This window comes from Methylobacterium sp. CCH7-A2 (assembly GCF_001557075.1).
Taxonomy (GTDB): domain Bacteria; phylum Pseudomonadota; class Alphaproteobacteria; order Rhizobiales; family Beijerinckiaceae; genus Allobosea; species Allobosea massiliensis.
Window position 1 is genome coordinate 24,691 of sequence record NZ_LSKN01000112.1, and the last position, 20,580, is coordinate 45,270.

The window sequence follows — 20,580 nt, forward strand, 5'->3', positions numbered from 1 at the left end:
GGGCCTTATCTTTGAGAAGCGATCCATTCTGCGGCCATCGAGCGTCACGTATGTGAGGCAGCCTCGCGCTGTTGGGTTCAGTATGTGCGGCTTTTTATAGGCCGCACATACTCAAAACGCCCCTTTAGAATTTTCGCTCATCCACCCATTTTTTTACATAATCGAACATATTGCGCAAACTATTACTATAGGCTGCCGCGTTTGGCGAACATGTGATACATGGTGTGAAACCATGTGTTGCACCTTCAATGAAGATTAGATCCTTGTCGGTGCTGGCGGCGTTTTCGTATTCCTCCTCAGAATCGCGAATGAAGAGATACCCACCCATGCCCATTACCAGCAGCGGCACATGGATCGAACGAACGGCGCAAACTGTCGAGTTATTGCTGCTGCAGTGATCGATGCCGTCTAGTGAATTGCTGGAACGGACAGCCTGTGTGCTCAAGAAGGACTGCAATGACAGGATCTTCGTCCCAGTATTGAATCGCGTCGTCGAGTCCTTCGTCTCAAGTTCAGGAGGACTGACGGAAGAGACAATCTGCTTTGCGATCGAACCATCGTTGCGCAGCAGCTTCTGCGGCTCGCGAGTTTTGCGTAGCGCGATGGATGTGTCGAGGCTGTGGAGCTGGGATGCGCCGCCCGGGCCTGCACCGGGATTCCCACCATGCGGAATCGCAAGAAGGTCGTTGTCCGGATATGGAATACGCGCTTCCCGAATGGCCTTGACCCGCGACTGCGCGGCCTCGATTAGCGCATTCATGCGGTTCGATTGAGCGGCGAAATAGCGCTTCTGAAAGGCCTCCGGATAAGAAGATGATCCCGCGGGGCTGTATCCATTGGCGGGATTATACGGATCGAGCGCGGGGTCGAACCGGCCGGGCGTTTCGTTGATCACCGAGCCGTTCAGGCTGCGCAGCAGGATGACCGGCACCCCTGGATGTGCGTCAGCGAGCACAAGCGCATCCGCTTTGGGCAGATTGGTCAAGTCATCGCGGCAAGGAAGAATCTTCTTCGGATCTTGACAGAACGCGAGTCCGTTTTCCGCGACAGCCTGGAAGAAACTTGTGGTCGGTCCTCCGCCGCTATGACCGAACAGGATGACTTTTTCAATCCCGGCTTGTTTCCTCAGAAACTCGACTCCCGCCTTCACATCGAGTGCGATACGGTCCCAATCCACTTGGAATTCATTGTTCGTGAAACGCGTGCTCATGCAGAGCGCTGCAAAGCCGCGCTTCGGCAGTTCCTGGCAGGCGACGTGCGTGGTGTAGTCGGCTGTGCGATGGATGACGAGAAAGGCGATTTTGGTCGGCGCTGCAGGAGTAGCGTAGACCGCACGTGCCGGTCCGAGTGCGAAATACGTCTTATTCTCCTGAGAAGCAGCGCCTGTCGCGGCCAGGCTGAGCCATAGGCATGCCCCGATAGTGGCCGAAGATGATTTTCTCATGCATTCCTCCCGATCGAATCGTGGTTCACCTACAGGCGCGTTAAGCGAGGCACGCGTTTAGTGCGGCAATGAGAGCCAGGGGGCGCGGCCGGTTCGCCGGGGCAGGGTCCATGGCGTTCATCACATAGCCGAAACCAATTTTGTGGTCCGGATCGGCAAATGCCGTCGCACCGCCGGCGCCCGACATGCCGAGGCTCCGCGGTCCCGTACTCACCGAGTTGGCTGTTGGCATGAGGAATCCGAGTGAAAGAGACAACAAGCGGTCCTGCACGTCCTTTCCGGACCACTGCACTTCAGAAGCACGATCGAGCGTGCGCTGGGATAGCAGTGAAACTCCGCCAATTGTGCCGCTGCAAGCCAGTGCGCCGCAGAGGCGCGCCAGCGCCCGTGCATTCGTATGAGCATTTACCGAAGGGATCTCGGCCCGACGCCAATCTTGGCTGTTGAAATCCTCGTCATCCCAGAATATTTTCCAGCTCTTTGCGAATATATTCTGACCCTCATCGATCCAGTGCTGTGACGCATGGTCCTCCTTATCAAGGAAAGTAGCCACACGAGCATTCTCATTGTCGTTTAGACCGATAGCGCAATCGATACCCAGCGGTTCAGCTATTTCTTCGCGGACAAACTGGCCAACGGATTTGCTCGTCACACGTCGCAGAACTTCGCCGATGATGAAGCCGTAATTGGCGGAATGATAGCAAGGCGTCGTTCCGGGCTCCCAAAGCGGCGTGGTCGCAGCGAGTCCGTCCGCCATGCGGTTCCAGTCATAGGCCATGCCCGGGGTCGCGCGCTCGACTACTGGAATGCCGCAGCGATGGTCCAGCAACCATCGGACTTTGGTCTCCTCCTTTCCCTTCTGTCCGTACTCCGGCCAGTATCGGGTGACCAGTTGATCGACGTCGATCAACCCTCTGTCGACTGCCATATGGAACGCGACTGCGGTGATTTCCTTGGAGACCGATTGGACGCAACAGATCGTGTCTTTTTCCCAAGGCTTCACCTGTGCCGCGTCGACGTTTCCGCCCCAGAGGTCGACGACGGTTTCTCCGGCGATCGTCACTGATACTGAGGCGCCGACTTCGCCGCGCTCAATGAAGTTGGCATAGAATGCGTCTTTGACGGCCGAATATCTTCGGTCGCAGTGTCCCTCTATCGAGATAACTCTCTCGGGATTAAAGATACGTCGGACCATCGCTCGATCCTCCTTATTCAAGTTTTTTCAAGTAATTTGTCTGTCTACAGGAAATATTCACACCGATGCGTCTACTTCAAACGCATATCTAGGCCCTTATACAACGTGACGGCCTGGTTTCCATGCGCCTTCATCGGAGTTAGCCGGGAGCCTATGACCATGTAAGCCTGGTCGTGAACCAGCGGCATCCAGACGAAATCGCGATGCGCGATCAGTTGCGCCTGCTTGAACGCTTCCGAGCGATTGGCGGCGTCGGTGGCTGAACGCCCTGAGCGCAGCAATGCGTCAAACTCCGCGTTACGCCAGTTCATCCGATTGGGCGCCGGAATCGCCTTCGACGAAAAATTGTCCGCCATCATCATCCCAGCTGTCAGATAGGGTTGCTGCAGGCCATACATCTCGAAATCCTGCTGGCTGGCGCGCTGGAAGAACACTGCGCCATCCAGAAGCTCGAGCCTGACGTCGACTCCGATCTGGCGCAGGGAGCCCTGGATGGCCTGCGCCGCATCGGCGAGGATGGGCGCCGGAATGACCACGACCGGGGCCAACCTGACGCCGTCCTTGACGCGAAAGCCATCGGCGCCTCGTATCCAGCCGGCGGAGTCGAGCAGCGCATTGGCCTGCGCGAGATCGAATTTCGGCAGGATCGTCGCCAACTCGGCGTTGTAGTCGGTGGCCTGCGGGTGGATATAGGCGGAGGCGGGCTCCGCGCGGCCGAAGAAGACCGAGCGCGCGAGCTCGTCGCGGTTCAGCGCCAGGTTCATGGCCTTGCGGACCCGGACGTCGGAAACGAGCGGGCGATCCGTCTTGAAGCCCAGATACAGCAGGGAAAAATAGGCTTGCGGCCGCGCGACCGTGAACTGTCGCGCGCCCTCGAAGCGGGAGATCGACCAGCGCGGCACATATTGCGTGAGGTCGGCCTGGCCCGCCATCATAGCGGCCATCCGGGTGCCTTCGTCCGGCACCTGCTTCAGCACGAGCTGCTCGACCTGGGCGGGCCCGCGATTCTGGTAGAAATCAGGCCCCCACACATAGGCCTGGTTCCGCTTGAGGACCATCTCGTTGCGCGGCAGCCACCGCACCCAGCAATACGGTCCCGTCCCGTTGAAATGCTTGACCCCGAAATCCGGGCCGAGCTTCTCGACTTCGTTGCGATCGACGATCGACGACGAAACCTGCGTCAGGTTGATGAGCAGCTCCGAATAGGGCTCTGCGAGTTCGTAGACCACCGTGGTCTCGTCCTCGGCGCGGATATCCTTGACGCTGCCCGCCTGGTTGGCCAGCGGAGCGCGCGTTTCAGGCGCGATCCAGCGTTTCAGCGAATAGACGACGTCCTCCGCCTTCATCGGACGCCCGTCGCAGTAGCGGACGTCGTCGCGGAGGGCGAAGCGATAGGTCAGGCCGTCGGCGGAGACGGACCAGGATCTGGCCAGCAGGGGCTTGATCGTCTTCTGGTCGTAATCGAGCGCGAGCAGGGTGTCCGCCAGGAGGAACATAACCTCGTTCATTGGCCGACTGACGATTTTCTGCGGGTCGTAGCGCTCGGCCTCAGCCGCTCGGAGAACGGTCACCTGGCTTGCCGCGTTCTGCGCGTGGGCCAGAGTGTGGCTGGCGATCCAGGCACAGAACAGCACAGCCAACTTCGACAATCTCGTCATGTCTTCCTCCCGCATGTTCGGCATGTCGATCTAGGTCGAGGCGCCATCCTCTTCAGCAGCAAAGGCGCGCATCAAAGCCGCAAGGCGCGGCGAGGCGCCGATGGTCCTGTCTACCGCGAACGGAGCTATCGTCTCGACATGGTGACAGGCGACCAAGTGAGCGGCGCCGATCGTTCGCAGCGGCGGCGGCGTCCCGCAAAGATCCGTCGCATAGGAGCAGCGCGCCCGAAACGCGCAGCCCGCAGGGCGTGCGATTGGCGAAGGCGGCTCTCCGCGCAGACGGGCTTTCGGCTTGCCGGGCGCGGCGCCTGTACGCGGAATCGCAGCGAGCAGCGCCTGCGAATAGGGGTGCCGGGCCCCGGAAAAGAGTTCCTCCGAGGGAGCGCTCTCGACGACCTCGCCGAGATAGAGCACCGCGATGCGATGGCTGATATGACGCACCACGGCCAGATCGTGAGCGATGAAAAGATAGGACAACCCTCGCTTTTCCTGCAGGTCCTTGAGGAGGTTTATGATCTGCGCTTGCACCGACACGTCGAGGGCGGATACAGGTTCGTCGCATACGATGAGCTCGGGCTCGCAGGCCAGCGCCCTGGCGATCCCGATGCGCTGGCGCTGGCCGCCGCTGAACTGGTGCGGATAGCGCGAGGCCAGCTCGGGCGCGAGCCCGACATCGTCCAGCAGCCGCTCGACCGCACTCTCCAGCGCCCTGCCGGTCTTGCCGCCATGCAGGCGCAAGGGCTCCGCGAGAAGCTGGCGCACGGTCAGACGCGGATGCAGGGACGAGTGCGGATCTTGGAAAATGATCTGGACCTTGCGATAGATCTCTCCGGAGGCGGCGAGCCTCGCAATGTCGGCACCGGCGAAGGTGATTGCGCCGCCGGTCGGAGCCGTCAGGTTCAGGATCATGCGCCCGATGGTCGACTTGCCGCTCCCGCTCTCCCCGACGAGCCCGAGCGTCTCGCCGCTTGCGATCGCGAAGCTGACGCCGTTGACCGCGTGGACCGGGCGCCGGCGCAGGAACGTCCCGACAGGGAAGGTCTTTTCAAGGTCGCGGACGGACAGAAGCGGATACCGGGAATTCATGCGGCCATTCCGGGCGAGGGCGGAGCCAGCAGGGGCGCGCGCAGGCAGGCCACGCGATGGCCGCTGGCGATTTCGGTCAAGGCGGGCGCTTCCAGCCGGCATCGCGTGAGCGCCCATGGGCAGCGATCCGCAAAACGGCACCCGGTCCGCACCGTGCCGGGTAGCGGGACGCGGCCCGCGATCGTGCTCAATCTCTGCTCGCGCCCGCCCAGCTTCGGCAACGAGCTCAGCAGTCCGATGGTGTAGGGATGCTGCGCCTCGGCAAAAAGCCGGTCGACCGGCGCATGTTCGACAACCCGGCCCGCATAAAGCACCATGACCTGCGTCGCGACCTCGGCTATCGCGCCGAGATCGTGGGAGATCAGCATCGTTCCCATGCCGCGCTGTGCGCTGAGCTCACGCAGAAGATCGAGGATCTGCGCCTGAATCGTCACATCGAGAGCCGTCGTCGGTTCGTCGGCGATCAGGACCGAGGGATCTCCGGCCAGCGCGATGGCGATCACCACCCGCTGGCGCATGCCGCCGGACAATTGATGCGGATAGGCATCGACTCTCTGCGACGGGTGAGGGATGCCGACCTGCCCCAGCAGCTCGACCGCGCGATCCCGTGCCGGCCTGCGCGAGGCGAGGCGGTGCGTCAGCAGGACCTCGGCAATCTGGTCGCCGACCGTGTACACCGGGTTCAATGCCGTCATCGGGTCCTGGAAGACCATGGCCAGCTCGCTGCCGCACAGCCGCCGGCGCTCGCGCGGGCGCAGGCTGCCGAGGGAACGGTCGCGGAGCAGAATGGTGCCCGTCGCTGCGAGGTTCGGGCCGAGCAGGTCCATGAGCGCGAGCGCGGTCAGGCTCTTGCCGCTGCCACTCTCACCGACGAGCCCGAGCGTCTCGCCCGCCCCAATGCTAAAGGAAACGTCCCCGATGATCTCGACGGAAGAACCGTCTGCGCCATGGTGGGTGACGGCGAGAGCGTCGACGGCGAGCAGCGGCAGGGTCATAGCAGACGCTTGTCCAGCTTGTCCCTCAACACGTCGCCGAGCACGTTGAGGGAGAGAACCAGCAAAAAGATCGTCAAGCTGGGGTAGGTCGCGACGTGAGGGGCGAAAGCCAGGACGTTCCGTCCTTCAGCGGCCAGAACCCCAAGCTCGGCCGCCGGGGGCGCTGCCCCGAGCCCGAGAAAGTTCAGACCCGCGCCCAGCAAAATGATGAAGCCGAATCGCAGCGTCAGGAAGACGAAGATCGTGGGCATGCAGTTCCAAGCCAGATATTTGAAGAAGAGCGTCGTCTTGCCCAGCCCGATTGCCCGGCCGCTCTGCATGTATTCCTGACGCGCGATCGTCAGGCCGGCGGCCCGGGCGATCCGTCCGACTTCCGGAACGGTCGCGATCGACAGAGCGATGGTCACGGGCAGTAGCCCCGGTCCGAGGCTTGCTCCCAGCGCCAATCCGAACAGGATCGCCGGAAACGACAGCAGGATATCCAGCAGCCGGCCGATCACCGCATCGGAGGAAGGGAAAAAGACCGCGGCAAGGCCCAGCAAGGCGCCGACGACGCTGCCGGACACGAGCGCCGTCAGGCTCGTGAGCAGGGTGAGCCTAGTGCCGTACATGATGCGGCTGAGCAGATCCCTTCCCTGCATGTCGGTGCCGAGCAGATGTGCCGAGCCAGGGGGCTGGAGCGCAGCCGACAAGTCCACCTCATAGGGATCGTAAGGGGCGAGGACGGGCGCCAGAAGAGCGACGCCGACGATCACCGCGAGGATGGCCACAGCCATTGCCGTGGCGACGCCGCCCTTTGCCCGACGCCTGCGTTTTGCGCTGCGCGGAGAGATGGACTGGCCCGTTCCGGTCGGCGTCATGTCAGGAAAGCCTGGGATCGAGCGTCGAATAAAGGAGATCGACGATCAGGTTCACGGCGACGAAGATGCACGCCATCAGCAGCAATCCGCCCTGCGCGGTCGCATAGTCGCTGTTCATGATGGCCCCGACCACGAGGCGCCCCACTCCCGGCCAAGCATAGATCGTTTCGATGATCACCGTGCCGCCCAGCAGATGGCCGATCTGGAGGCCGACGAGCGTAACGATGGGCAGCAGCGCATTTCGCAAGCCATGTTTGACGACAACCTTATGCTCGGGCACCCCTTTGGCACGGGCCAAGCGCACGTGCTCCGCGTACAGGGTCTCTAGGACAGCAGTTCGCGAAATACGCGCGATCGGGCCAACGAGGGTGAAGGCTGCGGTGAGCGCCGGCAGCGCCAGCCCCTGCAGGCCTTCCAGCGTCCATATCGGACCCAGCCGACCGGTGAACGGCAGTAGATTCCATTGCACACCCAGGATCAGGATCAGCATGTAGGCGACCCAGAAAACCGGCAATGAAATCCCGGCGACGGCCAGCGCCATGATAGCTCGATCCAACATGCCGCCGCGGTAAATCGCGGCAATGACTCCGAGCGTGATGCCGAGCGGGACCGCCAAACTCAAAGCGGATAGCACAAGCTCCACCGTCGGCCCCAGCGCTTCGCTGAGCTCATCCAGAACCGGCCGGTTGGAGATGATCGATCGCCCGAGATCGCCGCTCGTGACCTGTCCGAAATAATGCACGAACTGCAGGATCCAAGGCTCGTCCAGCCCCATCTCCGTGCGGACACGCGCGACGACGTCCGCCGAAGCTGATTGACCTGCCAGGAGCGATGCGGGGTCGCCAGGCACCACCCTCAAGAGCAAGAACCCGAAAAAAATCGCGCCGATGAGAACCGGTAGAGATAGGAACAGACGGCTAAGAAGAACATTCAGCACGACTGGAACCTTTTGCTGCCCTTGAACCCATCAAGTGCGCGACGCACCGCTCGTGCATGGAACTCCCGCATGCGGCTTCCATCCGAGATTTGACGCCGAAAGTTCGAAAAGCTTAGTTATACTAACTAAGTTATCGGCGAATGAGGCATTGTCAACCATGCGTTTTCGAGGGCTGTGGCGCGGGACCGCTGTTTCGGTTTCAGACGAAGAGGCTTCAACGCCGGATTTCAATAAAGCCGAGCTTTCCGAATAGCTTGACAGAGTCGCGATTCGGATCGACGGCGGCGAGAGGACGGCAGATGAGGAAGAACGGGACCGGGCGTCGGCCAAGCCCTGGTAGGGAGCGCCGGACGACACTGGACGAGGAGGGCCGACGCGCGCTCTATTCCGGAGCCTGGAACGTCGGCTTTTTCATTCGGACCATCAATCGGCGTGCCCGAGACCAGATCAAGGAGCTGCTCGCCGAGCGAAACGTCAATATAGGAATGTGGCCCTATCTATGGGCGTTGTATCATCAGGACGGCATTTCGCAGGTCGTGCTTGGTCGTTCTGTCAAGGCGGTCGGCCCATCCGTCGTCAGCGCGGTCAACCAGTTGGAAAGAGCTGGCCTTGCCCGCCGTGTGAGGAGCGAGAGCGATCTGCGGGTGGCTCATGTGTACCTCACGGAAAAGGCGCACGCGTTAAGGCCAGCGATCGAACAATGCGTGAGCGAAGTGAACGAGCGCGCGCTGCAGTTCTTGCGCAAGGAAGAGATAGATCAACTTATCTCAGCATTGGAGAAGATAAAGATTGGACTTGAGGAAGATATGTAAAAATAATTATTTACAAATAATACTTACGATGGGCTGTTATCAATGCGCTTCATCTGCAGAAGCAGAGCAAGTGAAGGAACCAGCGCGGCAGAGGACATGCCACTGCGCATCGCACTCGCGACCCCGGAATTGGAAGAAGTTCGACCGCTTCTTCAGGATTTAGCTGACGGCGGGCCATCCGGTGTCGACCTCTGTATTCGACTCGATGATTTCGATCACGGTATTTTGTGCGCGGGAGAGATAATGGATGTATTGCTCCTGTGCCGCAGGGCCATCGCGACGGCTGATGGCATCGATCACGCCTTCGAGAATTTGTATGGTCTCGATCTTCTGCTCAGCGCTCGTCGAAAAACTTAGAATGATCCGGATGTAGGAAATCCGATCGAAGATAGAGCTGAGAAGGTTTTTTGCCGTGTCGTTGTTATAGCCGCTCCACAGAATTTTGATAACATCTCCGATCGCCGCGACATATTCCATCGGTAGCGTGATGCATGATTCAGCGCGCCGCAATTCGGCTTTCATGGTCTGAACGAACCGCGGGTCGATGTTGCCGATCATCTTCTCCATCATCTTGGGCTCGAGGATCTTGCGCACCTCGTAGATCTCGGCCGCCTCCGTCGGCGTGATGCTCGACACGAAGATGCCCCTGTTGTGCTCGCGCCGCACGAGGCCTTCCGCCTCGAGATGCCGCATCGATTCGCGAATGCAGGTTCTGCTGACCCCCGTCTCGACGCAGAGCTGCCGCTCGATGATGCGCTGACCGGGCTTGAACTGCATGGTCAGGATCGCGTTGCGTAATACTGCCGTGGTCCGGTCGCGCAGGCTGAGGGTGTCCTGCACGACCTTGAGCGAAGACGGTTGCGGCATGTCAGCTCCAGCCTCAAGTACGCGGCGATGCGGCGATCCCGGTCATCTGCGGACGATTGTTTTCAACCGGAGCAGTTCACGATTCGCCGAATCGCGAATTGCTCCAGCTTATTGTTCAGTCGTAGCGCCTTCACGCGAGCCGGTTTCCACCTCGGTCGACTATACCCGGTCGAAATTGTCCTTCGGCAATCGTCCGCCCGCCTGCGGCCACCGGCGAAACCCGTCAGACCTTCGCGCCGGCAGCAGGGTCGAGACCGATGTCCCAGAACACGCCAGCCATGATGCCGAGACCGTCCCGGAAAAGTGGGATCAGCCCGTGCTCATCGGGCCCGTGCTGACCGCACCCGCCATAGGAATGCGGGATCCATAGGACAGGGACGCCCAGCGTCTTCCGAAAGAATTCGGACGGGCCGGAGGCGCCGATGTTCGGGATAATGTTCGGTGCGTGCCCGACCGTTTCCGTCATGGAACGCGCGATCCGGCGCACCCAGACATCTTCCGGGTCGGTTCTCGAGGGCGGGAACATGTCGCGCTCGACCACCGGGGCGACCTCGACCTCCGTGAAGCCCAGCTTGTCGAGATGCCGCCGCAACGCAGGCGCTACATCCTCCGCGGCAACGTCGACGGTGTGCCGCAACTGTATGCGGGCTTTGGCGAAGCCGGGAACGGCGGGAACCGGCGCTTCGGGCTGTCCGCTGATGGAAGCCAGCACGATCGCGCTGCTCCATGCATAGATCTTCTCCGGGCGCGACAGGCCGGGCTCGCCCCAACCTTCGTCCGGCTTCAGCGCACCCGGTGCGTCGTCGATCACGACCGCCCGGCTTGCCTGCGTGACCGAAGCGGGCACCGAGGCGGGCGTCCATCCGGGCACCAGAATGCGGCCGTCCCGCGAGATGATCGCCGAGATCGCATGGGCCAGGATGACGGTCGGGTCCTTGAGCAGCCCGCCCCAGTGCCCCGAGTGATGCGAACCTTCCCGCAGATTGACGACGAGGTCGATTGCGAGCCCGCCGCGCGTGCCGAGCGTGATATCCGGCACCGACATGCTTTGCCGGGGGCCATCGAGCCCGATGAAGACGTCGGCCGCGCAGCGCTCCCGGTGACGTTCGAGGAAGCGCTTCAGTCCCGGCGAGCCCGCTTCCTCGCCGGTCTCGACGAAGATCTTCACATTGAAGCCGAGCGATCCGCGCTCCTCCAGGACGGCGCGCAGCGCCTCGATCGCGAGAAGGTGCTGCCCCTTGTTGTCCACGACGCCGCGGCCGTAGACGCGATCGCCCTCGACCTTGAGGGTCCATGGATCGAGGTCCGATCTCCAGCGCTCGGGCATCGCTCTGACCACGTCGCCGTGCCCGTAGATCAGCAGCGTCGGCAGCCCGTCGCCCTCGCGGCGCGAGGCGATCAGGACAGGCCCATACTCGTCGAGAGGATTCGGCAGTATCTCCGTCTCGAAGCCGAGCGCGGAGGCGATCGGTCCGAGCCCCTCGGAACAATAGCGCTCCAGCTCCTTCTTGCGGCCAGGGGGGTAGCTTTCCGTCTGATAGGCCACCAGGTCCGTCAGGCGCTGCAGGAAGCTGCCGTCGTCGATATAGCCTCGCGCGCGTTCGAGCGCAGCTTGTCTGTTGCTCATCATGTCCTCGATTGCATGCCGGCTTCATCAGCCGGGTGGTGCGGTCTGCGTGTCACGAAACGCTGCGGCCGGGTCGCAGGAGCGGCACCGGAATGGCGAAGGATCGCTAACGGACCGATATGTCGGTCAGCCATGGCTCACCGGTCGCGTCGGCCGGCCAGTCGACGTTGGTGCGCACGCCGTTCACCAGCCGGTGCGTCCAGAGGAAGACGACCGGCGAGTCCTGCGAGAGCTTGTCGCTGAGCGCCCGCTGGAGCTCGCACTGCTTCTCGACGTCGAAGGCGGAGCGGACGTCCTTGAACAGGCGGTCCGCCTCCGGGTCGGAATAGTTGGTTCGCCGCGAGCCGCCGGTTTCGAAATACTGCGCCAGGGCCTCGATCTGGTCGTTGCTCGCAGCCCGACCGGTATAGTAGAGCGGCAGCTTGCCCTGCCGGATATCATTGGTGAAATTGGCGTAATCCGGCGTGTTCAGCCTGGCCCTGATGCCGACCTGCCGCAGCATCTGGGCCAGCGCTTCGCCGATCTGGCGGTCGGAGACGTAACGCCCGTTTGCCGTCGAGAATTCGACGTCGAAGCCGTTCGGGAAGCCTGCCTCCGCCAGCAGCGCCTTCGCCCGGCCCGGATCGTAGGCCGGGCGGTTCGCGCTGGGGCCGAAGCAGTCCTGGAAATTGCCGATGGCGCCTTGCATGCGGTCGGCGAGGCCGAACAGGAGCCGCTTGATGATCAGCTCCGCGTCGATCGCATGGGCGACGGCCCGGCGCACGCGCGGGTCGTCGAAGGGCTTTATGACGGTGTTCATCCCCAGGAACATCCACTCCAGCGAGCCGGTCTCGATCTGCCTGACGCCGCCATTGGATTTCAGACGATCGACCAGTTGCGGAGGGATCAGCCTTGCGATCTGGACCTCGTTGTTGAGCAAGGCGGTCACACGCTGTTCGGGCTCGAGGATAAGCCGGTAAACCACCGTCTCGGGCGCTGCCGCGGGCATGCCCGGCCAGAACGGATTGCGGGCCACGATGACGCTGCGGTCGATGTCGAAGCGCTCGAGCTTGTAGGGTCCCCAGCCGAAGGCCGCGACCTTGTCGGCATCGCCGCCGTGTTTCTCGTAGAGGTCTGCGCTCGTCACGACGAAGCGATCGAAGAGGAACGAGAGAAGCTGCGCAACCGGCCGCTTCGTCACGATGTCGAACGTGCGATCGTCCACCGCGTCGAATGTCTCGACCTCGGTCAGGTAGAACGCCTGCTGGCTGGCAGGGTCGCTGAGAATGCGCCGCCACGAATGCACGACGTCGCGTGCCGTCGGGCCGGGGCCGCCGTCATGGCGTTTGAGATCGCCGCGCAGCTTGAAGCGCCAGCGCGTCGGCTCCACGACCTCCCAGCTCTCGGCGAGCACGCCCTCATAGGCCTTTCTGCCGTAATTGTAGCGACCCAGGCTGCCATAGACCTGGCTCCAGATGTAATAGAGGTGAATGCTGGAATGCGCGTAGGGGTTGGCGTTGTTCAGGATGCCGGTCGTCGTGATCGTCAACGCCCTGGGCTGGGCCGCGGCGGGCCGGGGCAGGGCCGGGGAGGCCAGCAGGGAGGTGGCGGCCACCTGCAATACGGTCCGTCGCGACGGCTTCCGGATGAGATTCTCGTTCATGGGCTCACAACCCTCGTGTTGCTGACGGAATGTGTCGGGGGCCTCACAGGCCGACATCGGGCAGCCAGAGTTCTCCCGAGGCATCGGGCACGAACCGGACCCCCTTGCGGACGCCGCTGACATACTGGTGATTCCACAGGAAGATAGCCGGCGCCTCGGTGTCGATGAGCTGGCTGATCTCGCGGATGATCTTGCAGCGCTCTTCGAAGGCGAAGGTCTTCCTGTCCTTGTCGAACAGGGCGTCGAGCTGCGGATTGGAGTAGCTGATGCGCGGCGTGACGCCCGTTTCGAAATACTGGGACAGCCATTCCGACGGTTCGAGCGCCAGCCCGCGGCCCATATAGTACATCGGGGCCTTGCCGGCCCGCACATTCGCCCACAGGCTCGCGAATTCGGGCGTGTGCAGCGTGACCTTGAAACCCGCCTGGTTCAGCATCTGGGTGATCGCCTCGCCGACCTGCCGGTCGGAAATGTAGCGTCCGGCCGCGGTGTAGAAGTCGACGGCCGGGCCGCCATTGGCGTAGCCGGCCTCGGCCAGCAGCTTGCGTGCCCCCTGCACGTCGTAGGGCGTCCTGTTTGCAATCGGCGTGGTGTAGCAGACCTGCTCGGTCCCGACCGGGCCGTCGAGCCGGTTGGCCATGCCGAACAGAATGCGCTGGATGATGATGTCCTTGTTGATCGCCATCGCGGCGGCGCGGCGCACGCGGGGGTCGTCCCACGGCTTTATCTTCGCGTTGAAGCCGATGAACATCGGCTCGTTGGAGGGCGAACGTCGCACCTCGACGGACGGGACATTGTCGAGCCGGCCGACGAGCTGCGGGGGAATCAGCCGGGCGATGTGGACTTCGCCGTTGAGCAAGGCGGTGACGCGCTGGTCCGGCTCCTGGATACGGCGGAAGACGACCGTGCGCGGCGAGCTCTCGACCTTGCCCGGATAAGCCTCGTTCCGGTCCAGGGTGATGCGCTCGCTGATCGCGAAATTGCGGAGCTTGTAAGGCCCCCAGCCGATCGGGGCGGTGTTGTAGCTGGCGACCCCGCCCTCTCTCCTGAAGATCTCCTCGCTCGTGATCGTGAACTTGTCGAAGAGCTGGCCGAGCAGCGAGGAGGTGGGTTCCTTCGTGATGATATCGAAGGTGTGGTCGTCGACCCGCCGGATTTCCTTGACGCTCGACAGGTAGAAGCGTCCCTGGCTTTGCGGATCGGTCATGACCTGATTGTAGGAATGCAGGACGTCGGCGGTCGTCGGGCCGGGTCCGCCGTCGTGCCGGACGAGGTCGCGCCGGAGGTGAAAGCGCCAGGTCAGGTCGTCGAGCTGCTCCCAGCGTTCTGCCAGCAAGCCCTCGAACTTGCGTGCCGCATAGTTATAGCGACCGAGGCAGCCATAGACCTGGCACCACACCGAATACATCTGCGCGCTGCTTTCGGCATAGGGATGCCGTGTGACCAACGTGTCGGTGGTCGTGACGACGAGCGTGTCATTGTCTGTCTGAGCCGATGCCGAAAAAGCAGATGCGAGGGCGGCGGCGATAACGGCCATTCGAAGTGAAGGCTTTCGGCAATCGATCATCTTCGGTCCTCCGACATTGGTTCAGTGTTGGCGATCAATGAGGCAATTCAGTCCTGGATTCTCGGTACAGCGTCGATAAGCTTCTTCGTGTAGACGTGGGAAGGCTTCGAGATTACGGCGTCGGCGCTCCCGGATTCGACGATCTTCCCTTGCGCGAGGACGATGACCTTGTCGCAAAGATATTCGATGACTCCGATGTCATGGCTGATGAAGAGCACCGCAATCCCGAGCCGATCGCGAATGTCGAGCAGCAGGTTCAGGATTTGCATCTGCACCGAGACGTCGAGCGCGGAGACTGCTTCGTCGGCGATCAGGATGCGCGGCTCGGTGATGAGGGCGCGGGCGATGCCGATCCGCTGCCGCTGACCGCCGCTGAACTGGAACGGATAGCGGGACGCGGCCTCGGCCGGCAATCCGACGAGCCGCAGCATCCCGGCCACGCGATCGGCCAGGAGCCTTCGATCCGTCTCGCCGGCGATGCGCAGCCCCTCGCTGACGACATCGCCCACCTTCATCCTGGGGTTGAGCGATGAATAAGGGTCCTGGAACACCATCTGGATCCGCCGCGCCGCCGGCGGGAGGAAGATGCCCGCGGCCACGTCGACCAGCGTGGCGTCGCCCGCGACGAGGCGACCGGCGCTCGCCTGTTCCAGCCCGACGATTATGCGCGCCAGGGTCGATTTCCCACAGCCCGACTCCCCGACGATGCCGAGTATCTCTCCCGGTCCCACCTCGAAGGAGACGTCGGTGAGAGCCGTGACGCCGGTCGCCTGGGCGAACAACCTGCTGCGCCCCTGGTAAGTCTTGCCGATACGCTCGGCGCGCAGGACGGGAGCGGAAGGAATGGTCATAGCGGGTGCAGGCATCGCGCAACCTGGGCAGGCTGGGTCGGGGTCATCTCGATCCGACCGTGCCGGCAGTCTTCGGCCATGCGCGGGCAGCGGGGAGCAAAGCGGCAGCCGTCGAACCAGTCGGCGACGCCGGGCACCAGACCATCGATGCCGGCCTGCCGTTTGCCAGCTTCGCGCCGACGCGGGATGCAGTCGATCAGCGCGCGCGAATAGGGATGCGTCGGGTGATCGATCAACTCATGCGCCGGGCCCGTTTCCATGAGCACGCCGCCATAGAGGACACCGATGCGATCGGCGAAGCGGCGCACCAGCGAAAGGTCGTGCGAGATGAACAGGATCGACAGCCCGTGCTGATCGCGCAGCCGCAGTAGCAATTGCAGGATCTCCTCCTGGATCGTTACGTCGAGCGCGGTCGTCGGTTCGTCTGCGATCAACAGGGAAGGGTTGTTGGCGAGCGCCATTGCGATCATCGCGCGCTGCCTCATGCCGCCGCTCAGTTCGTGGGGATACATGCTCCTGACGCTCCCAGGATTCGCGAACTGGACGTCGGCCAGCAGCTCGACAACCCGCTCGCGACGTTCGCGCCTGCCCATTCCGCCCACGACGGCGATCGCCTCGTCGATCTGCCGTTCCACCGTCATCAGCGGATTGAGCGAGGTCATCGGTTCCTGGAAGATCATGCTGATGCTACGCCCCCGCATCCGCTGCACGCGGCTTGCGGGTGCCGTGGTCAGGTCGACGCCGTCCACAACGAGACGGCCTTCCATGCGCAGCGTGTTTGGCGGAAAGAGGCGCATCAGCGAGCGGGCGATCACGGTCTTGCCCGAACCGCTTTCGCCCACCAGCGCGTAGAATTCGCCGCGGGCGATCGAAAAGCTGACGCTGTCGACGATTTTCAGCTCTGTACCGCGCCCTGCGCGCAGGAACAGCGAGAGCTGATCGGCTTCGAGGACCGCATCGTCTATCCGGGATGTATCATGCATGCCGCGTTCCTCAGGATAGGTTCAGCGCCGCCTTGGGGTCGAGCTGGTCCCGCATCCAGTCGCCGAGCAGATTGAGGCCGAGCACGGTCAGGAAGATGCCCAGCCCCGGCAGGACCGCGAGCCACCAGGCGCGCGTGATGTAGGAGCGCCCCTCTGCCAGCATGCCGCCCCAGGTCGGGACGCTCGGCGGAACCCCCAACCCCAGAAAGCTCAGGCTCGATTCTGCGAGGATCGCGGTCGCCATCGTGAAGGTGCCGATGATGATGGCTGAAGCGAGCAGATTGGGCAGGATGTGATGACGCAGCACCCAGACGGTGCCGCCGCCCATGATCTTGGCGGCGGAGATATATTCTCGCGAGCGCAGCATCAGCGCCTGAGCCCGCGCGATCCGGCAATACGGAATCCAGCGCTGGATCGTCAGCGCAATGATGACATTAGTCAGGCTGGGACCGAAAAAAGCGAGGATCGCGATCGCCAACAAGATCGGAGGAAACGCCCAGAACGTCTCGACGACCTTCTGGATGAGGATGTCACGTGTTCCGGAGAGGTAGCCTGAGAGTGCCCCGACCAGCACGCCCACGACACCGGAGAGCACGACGACCGAGCCGGCGATGGCCAGCGACACTCGTGCCCCCGATGTCATTCGCGCTAGCAGGTCGCGCCCGAGATGATCGGTGCCGAGAAGGTAGCCGCCTTCCGGGCCAAAAGGTGGCTCGAGCGCAAACAGCAGATTCTGCTCATTGGGGTCATGGCCGGCGACGAGGCCGCCGAAAAGCGCCAGCACGATGATGCTGCCGAGACAGACCACGCCGACAATGAACTTGAGTTCGAGGAAGCGCCAGGCCTGCATCGTCAGGCCCTCCCGACCCTGAGACGGGGGTCGATCAAGACGTAGACCAGATCGACGAGAACATTCAGGGAGATGAAGATGAATGTGTAGGAGATGACGATCCCGGTCGTCAGCGGGATGTCGCGGGACGTGACGGCCGAGTAGAGCAGCGAGCCGAGGCCGGGCCAGGAGAAGACGACCTCGACGACGATGCTGCCGCTGATCAGGGTCCCCAGCTCGAGGCCGATGATGGTGATGATCGGCACCGTCGCGTTCGGTAGAAGGTGGTTGCGAACGACTTCCCTCCGCTTTAGCCCCTTGGCGACGGCGGTGACGACGAATTCCTCCTGCCCAACATCGATCACTGCCGAGCGTGAGATGCGCGCGATGATGCCGATCATGCCGAAGGCCAGCGTCGTGGCCGGCAGCAGGATGTGTTCGAGCCCCTGGCGGAAGACGCCGACTTGGCCCTGCAGAAGGCTGTCGATCAGGACGAAGCCGGTCATCTCGCGCAGCGGGACATCCAGCGGGATACGCCCGCTCGAAGGCAGCAGGTTCAGGTAGCCCGAGACGAACAGAACAAGGAGAATGCCGATCCAGAAGGACGGGGCGCTCACGCCGAGCACGGCGACGAGCGAACCAAGGCCGTCGAGCCAGCTGCCCTTGCGCAGCGCGGTGGCGACGCCGAGCGGGACGGCGATCGCCGCGGCGATGAGCAGCGCGATCACGGCAAGTTCGATGGTGGCCGGGAGCCGCTGACCGATGAGCTCGGTCACGGGCGCGTGGTAGCGATAGGAGGTGCCGAAATCGAGCCGCGCCAGATTCGTCAGGAAATAGAAGAACTGGACCAGCACGGGCTGGTCCAGCCCCCATTGCGCCCGCATGCGGGCGAGATCGGCCTCGGTCGCATCCTCGGCCGCCAGCGTGCTCGCCGCGTCGCCGGGAGCGAGCCTGACGAGGGCGAAGATCCCCAATGCGACGAGGAGGACGACCGGAACGGCTCCCAGAACTCGCCCTGCGATATGTCGAAGCATCCTAGCTCCCCCGTTCGGCGCGAGACCGGCTCCCCTGCCGGTCGGCCGCGCCGCTCACATCAGCCGGCCGCGACGACGGGCTGCATGCGGTCGTTCACCTGCACCGTCCGCAAATAGCCAAGGTCGGGCAGCGGTCTCCCCAGCGCGGGCGATGTCGCGAAGACCCGTTCGATCGCCTCGGCCACACGCAACAGATGCAGGTCCGAGTTTCTGCGACCGATGATCTGGAGGCCGAAGGGCAGGCCCCGGTCATCGAGGCCGCAGGGAATCGAGATGCAGGGATGATTGATCAGCGTGATCGCGTAGGTCAGCCCGACCCAGTCGAAATAATTGGCGATCGGCCTGCCTCCGATCTCGGCGGGATACATGTCGTGCTTCGCCCAGGGATAGGCTCCGACGGTCGGCGTGATAAGCAGGTCGAACTCGCGGAAGAAGGCCTGCACACGCTGGTAGATGCGGTTCTGCTCGATGAAGGCCAACGAGGCGTCCTCCAGCGAGAAGCGCGCGGCATGTTCCAGGTTCTGTTGGACGAGTGGCCCCCACTGCCGGGGCTTGTCCTTCTGGCGGTCGGCGAACATGCCGATATAGTTCACGGCGCGCAGGATTTCGTAGACGCGCCGTACGTCGCCAAAGTCAGGATGCGCGACCGCCGTCTCGCGGAAGATGGAGGCGAAGGCGGCGGTGCGCTCGTCGAAGGTGCGGCGCAATCCTTCCTCGCAGGGGGCGAAACCCAGATCCTGCGAGAAGGCCACCTTCAACGTCGAGACGTCTACGGGCGCGTCGCCCTTCTCGTCTAGCGGCGTGGCCAGCGCGTCGATGCTCGCGGACGTCGCCATCGCGCACAGCAGCAGGCGCGCATCCTCGCTCGTGCGGGCCATCGGCCCCTGCACCGGCAGATGCGACAGGCCGATCAGCCGCTTCTCGGAGGCGACGATGCCCGCGGTCGGGCGGAAACCCACCACGCCGCAATAAGCAGCGGGGATGCGCAGGCTGCCGGCATTGTCGGAGCCGTGGGCGAGCGGCATCATGCCCAGCGACAGTGCGATCGCCGAGCCGCCGGAGGAGCCACCGCAGGTCAAGCTCACTTCGAACGGGTTGCCGCTGACGCCATAAACGGGATTGAAGGTGTTGCCGCCGGCGCCCCATTCAGGCGTGTTGGTCTTCGCAAAGACGACAGCGCCCTTCCTGCGTAGGTTGCCGACCAGATGTTCGTCCTCGTCGGGCACGTGATGCTCATAGAGCCGCGAGCCGTACGTCGTCCGTAATCCGGCGGTGTCGTTGAGATCTTTGATGCCGATCGGCAGACCATGCAGCGGGCCCAACTCCTCGCCGGCCAGGACCGCCTTTTCAGCCCTTTCAGCAGCAGACCGTGCCCCTTTCTCGTCGATCGCGACAACACCGTTCACGGCTTCGTTGGCATCCTCGATCCGGGCAAGGCAGGAGGCGAGCAGTTCGATGGGAGAGAGCTGTTTGGCGCCGATCAGGAAGCGAGCTTCGGTAGCCGACAGGTCACAGGGTTGGACCATTTTCGCGTGTTTCCCTCGTTATCATTCTGACCACTCATCGCGGCTTGGATCCGGCAAATGGTATACCGTCATAACAAATAGAGTCGCCGCAGGCTGCCTGGCAAGGTCGTTTCCTTAGCTATCGAAGCTTTCGGATCGTCTCGACGCTGTGCTTCGGTCCGATTTTCGCGACTGGAGCCAAAGCGGTCTCCCTTTGACGCACGTGCATTCTTGCCTGACCGCCGCCTCATGCCACCAGGCGCTATGACGAGCGGATTTAAGGCGCGTTTCGCCGCTATACGGGTCGAAAGGCGGGATTTTCTTGGGTATTGGCGATCATACGCTAGCTGGACGGGGTGCGAGATTTGATCGAAAAAGCGACCGAATGCGAACTTTCCGCCCAAGCTCTAGTTCGCGCAAAGACCGCGAATCCGCGCCACAAAAATTCCGCCAAACTGAATTGTTTGGTCTGGAAGATGACGTTTGTCTTGATCGGAGCGATCCTCCGATTCTGGCTCCCTCGACCTTGCCACCGGAGCCAGCGCCGAACCGTCGAATTGATTCGTGAAATCAATATGATAAACCGAATTACGTGTACCGGCAGCGTTCGACAGTTCGGCCGTATGGCGGAGGCGTGCAAGACGTCGCTCGTTCTGAAGGTCTATACGAGGCACAGAGAAAATTTAGT

The 20,580-nt window shown here is 62.7% G+C and carries 17 protein-coding genes; 1 reads left to right on the forward strand and 16 read right to left on the reverse strand.

Annotated elements, in window-relative coordinates; translation table 11 throughout:
- Positions 1-124: 124 nt before the first annotated feature.
- The 7 genes from AX750_RS25960 to AX750_RS09685 form a co-directional block, all read right to left on the reverse strand.
- Positions 125-1,444 carry a hypothetical protein gene (locus AX750_RS25960; protein WP_137883175.1) on the reverse strand — a complete coding sequence of 440 codons (1,320 nt, stop codon included), beginning with the start codon at positions 1,442-1,444 and terminating at the stop codon, positions 125-127.
- A gap of 40 nt (positions 1,445-1,484) precedes the next feature.
- Positions 1,485-2,639, reverse strand: a complete 1,155-nt coding sequence (locus tag AX750_RS09660; RefSeq protein ID WP_066720468.1) for a serine hydrolase domain-containing protein — start codon at positions 2,637-2,639, stop codon at positions 1,485-1,487.
- Between the two features lie 71 nt (positions 2,640-2,710).
- Entirely contained in the window at positions 2,711-4,321 is a 1,611-nt protein-coding gene (locus tag AX750_RS09665) for an ABC transporter substrate-binding protein (protein ID WP_067253996.1), read from the reverse strand.
- A 6-nt stretch (positions 4,322-4,327) separates the two neighbouring features.
- On the reverse strand, positions 4,328-5,383 hold the full coding sequence (locus AX750_RS09670) for an ABC transporter ATP-binding protein (RefSeq protein WP_066720474.1): 1,056 nt from the start codon (positions 5,381-5,383) through the stop codon (positions 4,328-4,330).
- Positions 5,380-6,378, reverse strand: a complete 999-nt coding sequence (locus tag AX750_RS09675) for an ABC transporter ATP-binding protein (protein ID WP_066720476.1) — start codon at positions 6,376-6,378, stop codon at positions 5,380-5,382. Before AX750_RS09675 ends, AX750_RS09670 begins: the two co-directional genes overlap by 4 nt.
- Positions 6,375-7,238, reverse strand: coding sequence for an ABC transporter permease (locus AX750_RS09680; protein WP_066720478.1), 864 nt, complete (start codon positions 7,236-7,238; stop codon positions 6,375-6,377). The genes AX750_RS09675 and AX750_RS09680 overlap by 4 nt, the downstream gene beginning before the upstream one ends.
- A gap of 1 nt (position 7,239) precedes the next feature.
- Entirely contained in the window at positions 7,240-8,175 is a 936-nt protein-coding gene (locus AX750_RS09685; protein WP_066720480.1) for an ABC transporter permease, read from the reverse strand.
- A 299-nt stretch (positions 8,176-8,474) separates the two neighbouring features.
- Here AX750_RS09685 and AX750_RS09690 point away from each other — a divergent pair, with 299 nt between their 5' ends.
- Complete coding sequence (locus AX750_RS09690; protein WP_067254000.1) at positions 8,475-8,987, forward strand: MarR family winged helix-turn-helix transcriptional regulator; 513 nt, start codon at positions 8,475-8,477, stop codon at positions 8,985-8,987.
- Between the two features lie 159 nt (positions 8,988-9,146).
- Here AX750_RS09690 and AX750_RS09695 read toward each other — a convergent pair whose 3' ends face one another.
- The 9 genes from AX750_RS09695 to AX750_RS09735 form a co-directional block, all read right to left on the reverse strand.
- Positions 9,147-9,854 carry a GntR family transcriptional regulator gene (locus AX750_RS09695; protein WP_066717056.1) on the reverse strand — a complete coding sequence of 236 codons (708 nt, stop codon included), beginning with the start codon at positions 9,852-9,854 and terminating at the stop codon, positions 9,147-9,149.
- 223 nt (positions 9,855-10,077) lie between these two features.
- Positions 10,078-11,481, reverse strand: coding sequence for a M20/M25/M40 family metallo-hydrolase (locus tag AX750_RS09700; protein WP_197426517.1), 1,404 nt, complete (start codon positions 11,479-11,481; stop codon positions 10,078-10,080).
- A gap of 106 nt (positions 11,482-11,587) precedes the next feature.
- Entirely contained in the window at positions 11,588-13,075 is a 1,488-nt protein-coding gene (locus AX750_RS09705; RefSeq protein WP_171019674.1) for an ABC transporter substrate-binding protein, read from the reverse strand.
- Between the two features lie 91 nt (positions 13,076-13,166).
- Positions 13,167-14,531 (reverse strand): ABC transporter substrate-binding protein, encoded by a 1,365-nt coding sequence (locus tag AX750_RS09710; RefSeq protein WP_197426516.1) that lies wholly within the window; start codon positions 14,529-14,531, stop codon positions 13,167-13,169.
- Positions 14,532-14,737: 206 nt separating this feature from the next.
- Positions 14,738-15,541, reverse strand: coding sequence for an ATP-binding cassette domain-containing protein (locus tag AX750_RS09715; protein WP_066717045.1), 804 nt, complete (start codon positions 15,539-15,541; stop codon positions 14,738-14,740).
- Positions 15,538-16,524: an ABC transporter ATP-binding protein gene (locus AX750_RS09720; protein WP_082735177.1), complete on the reverse strand. Its 987-nt coding sequence runs from the start codon at positions 16,522-16,524 to the stop codon at positions 15,538-15,540. The genes AX750_RS09715 and AX750_RS09720 overlap by 4 nt, the downstream gene beginning before the upstream one ends.
- A gap of 10 nt (positions 16,525-16,534) precedes the next feature.
- Positions 16,535-17,374, reverse strand: a complete 840-nt coding sequence (locus AX750_RS09725) for an ABC transporter permease (RefSeq protein WP_066717042.1) — start codon at positions 17,372-17,374, stop codon at positions 16,535-16,537.
- Positions 17,375-17,376: 2 nt separating this feature from the next.
- Complete coding sequence (locus tag AX750_RS09730) at positions 17,377-18,387, reverse strand: ABC transporter permease (RefSeq protein ID WP_082735176.1); 1,011 nt, start codon at positions 18,385-18,387, stop codon at positions 17,377-17,379.
- Positions 18,388-18,446: 59 nt separating this feature from the next.
- Positions 18,447-19,913 (reverse strand): amidase, encoded by a 1,467-nt coding sequence (locus AX750_RS09735; RefSeq protein ID WP_066717036.1) that lies wholly within the window; start codon positions 19,911-19,913, stop codon positions 18,447-18,449.
- Positions 19,914-20,580 lie beyond the last annotated feature (667 nt).

Coding starts and splice junctions, on each gene's coding strand:
- AX750_RS25960 (WP_137883175.1), bottom strand. CDS start 1,444: ATGAGAAAATCATCTTCGGCCACTATCGGGGCATGCCTATGGCTCAGC.
- AX750_RS09660 (WP_066720468.1), bottom strand. CDS start 2,639: ATGGTCCGACGTATCTTTAATCCCGAGAGAGTTATCTCGATAGAGGGA.
- AX750_RS09665 (WP_067253996.1), bottom strand. CDS start 4,321: ATGCCGAACATGCGGGAGGAAGACATGACGAGATTGTCGAAGTTGGCT.
- AX750_RS09670 (WP_066720474.1), bottom strand. CDS start 5,383: ATGAATTCCCGGTATCCGCTTCTGTCCGTCCGCGACCTTGAAAAGACC.
- AX750_RS09675 (WP_066720476.1), bottom strand. CDS start 6,378: ATGACCCTGCCGCTGCTCGCCGTCGACGCTCTCGCCGTCACCCACCAT.
- AX750_RS09680 (WP_066720478.1), bottom strand. CDS start 7,238: ATGACGCCGACCGGAACGGGCCAGTCCATCTCTCCGCGCAGCGCAAAA.
- AX750_RS09690 (WP_067254000.1), top strand. CDS start 8,475: ATGAGGAAGAACGGGACCGGGCGTCGGCCAAGCCCTGGTAGGGAGCGC.
- AX750_RS09695 (WP_066717056.1), bottom strand. CDS start 9,854: ATGCCGCAACCGTCTTCGCTCAAGGTCGTGCAGGACACCCTCAGCCTG.
- AX750_RS09700 (WP_197426517.1), bottom strand. CDS start 11,481: ATGAGCAACAGACAAGCTGCGCTCGAACGCGCGCGAGGCTATATCGAC.
- AX750_RS09710 (WP_197426516.1), bottom strand. CDS start 14,531: ATGTATTCGGTGTGGTGCCAGGTCTATGGCTGCCTCGGTCGCTATAAC.
- AX750_RS09715 (WP_066717045.1), bottom strand. CDS start 15,541: ATGACCATTCCTTCCGCTCCCGTCCTGCGCGCCGAGCGTATCGGCAAG.
- AX750_RS09720 (WP_082735177.1), bottom strand. CDS start 16,524: ATGCATGATACATCCCGGATAGACGATGCGGTCCTCGAAGCCGATCAG.
- AX750_RS09725 (WP_066717042.1), bottom strand. CDS start 17,374: ATGCAGGCCTGGCGCTTCCTCGAACTCAAGTTCATTGTCGGCGTGGTC.
- AX750_RS09730 (WP_082735176.1), bottom strand. CDS start 18,387: ATGCTTCGACATATCGCAGGGCGAGTTCTGGGAGCCGTTCCGGTCGTC.
- AX750_RS09735 (WP_066717036.1), bottom strand. CDS start 19,913: ATGGTCCAACCCTGTGACCTGTCGGCTACCGAAGCTCGCTTCCTGATC.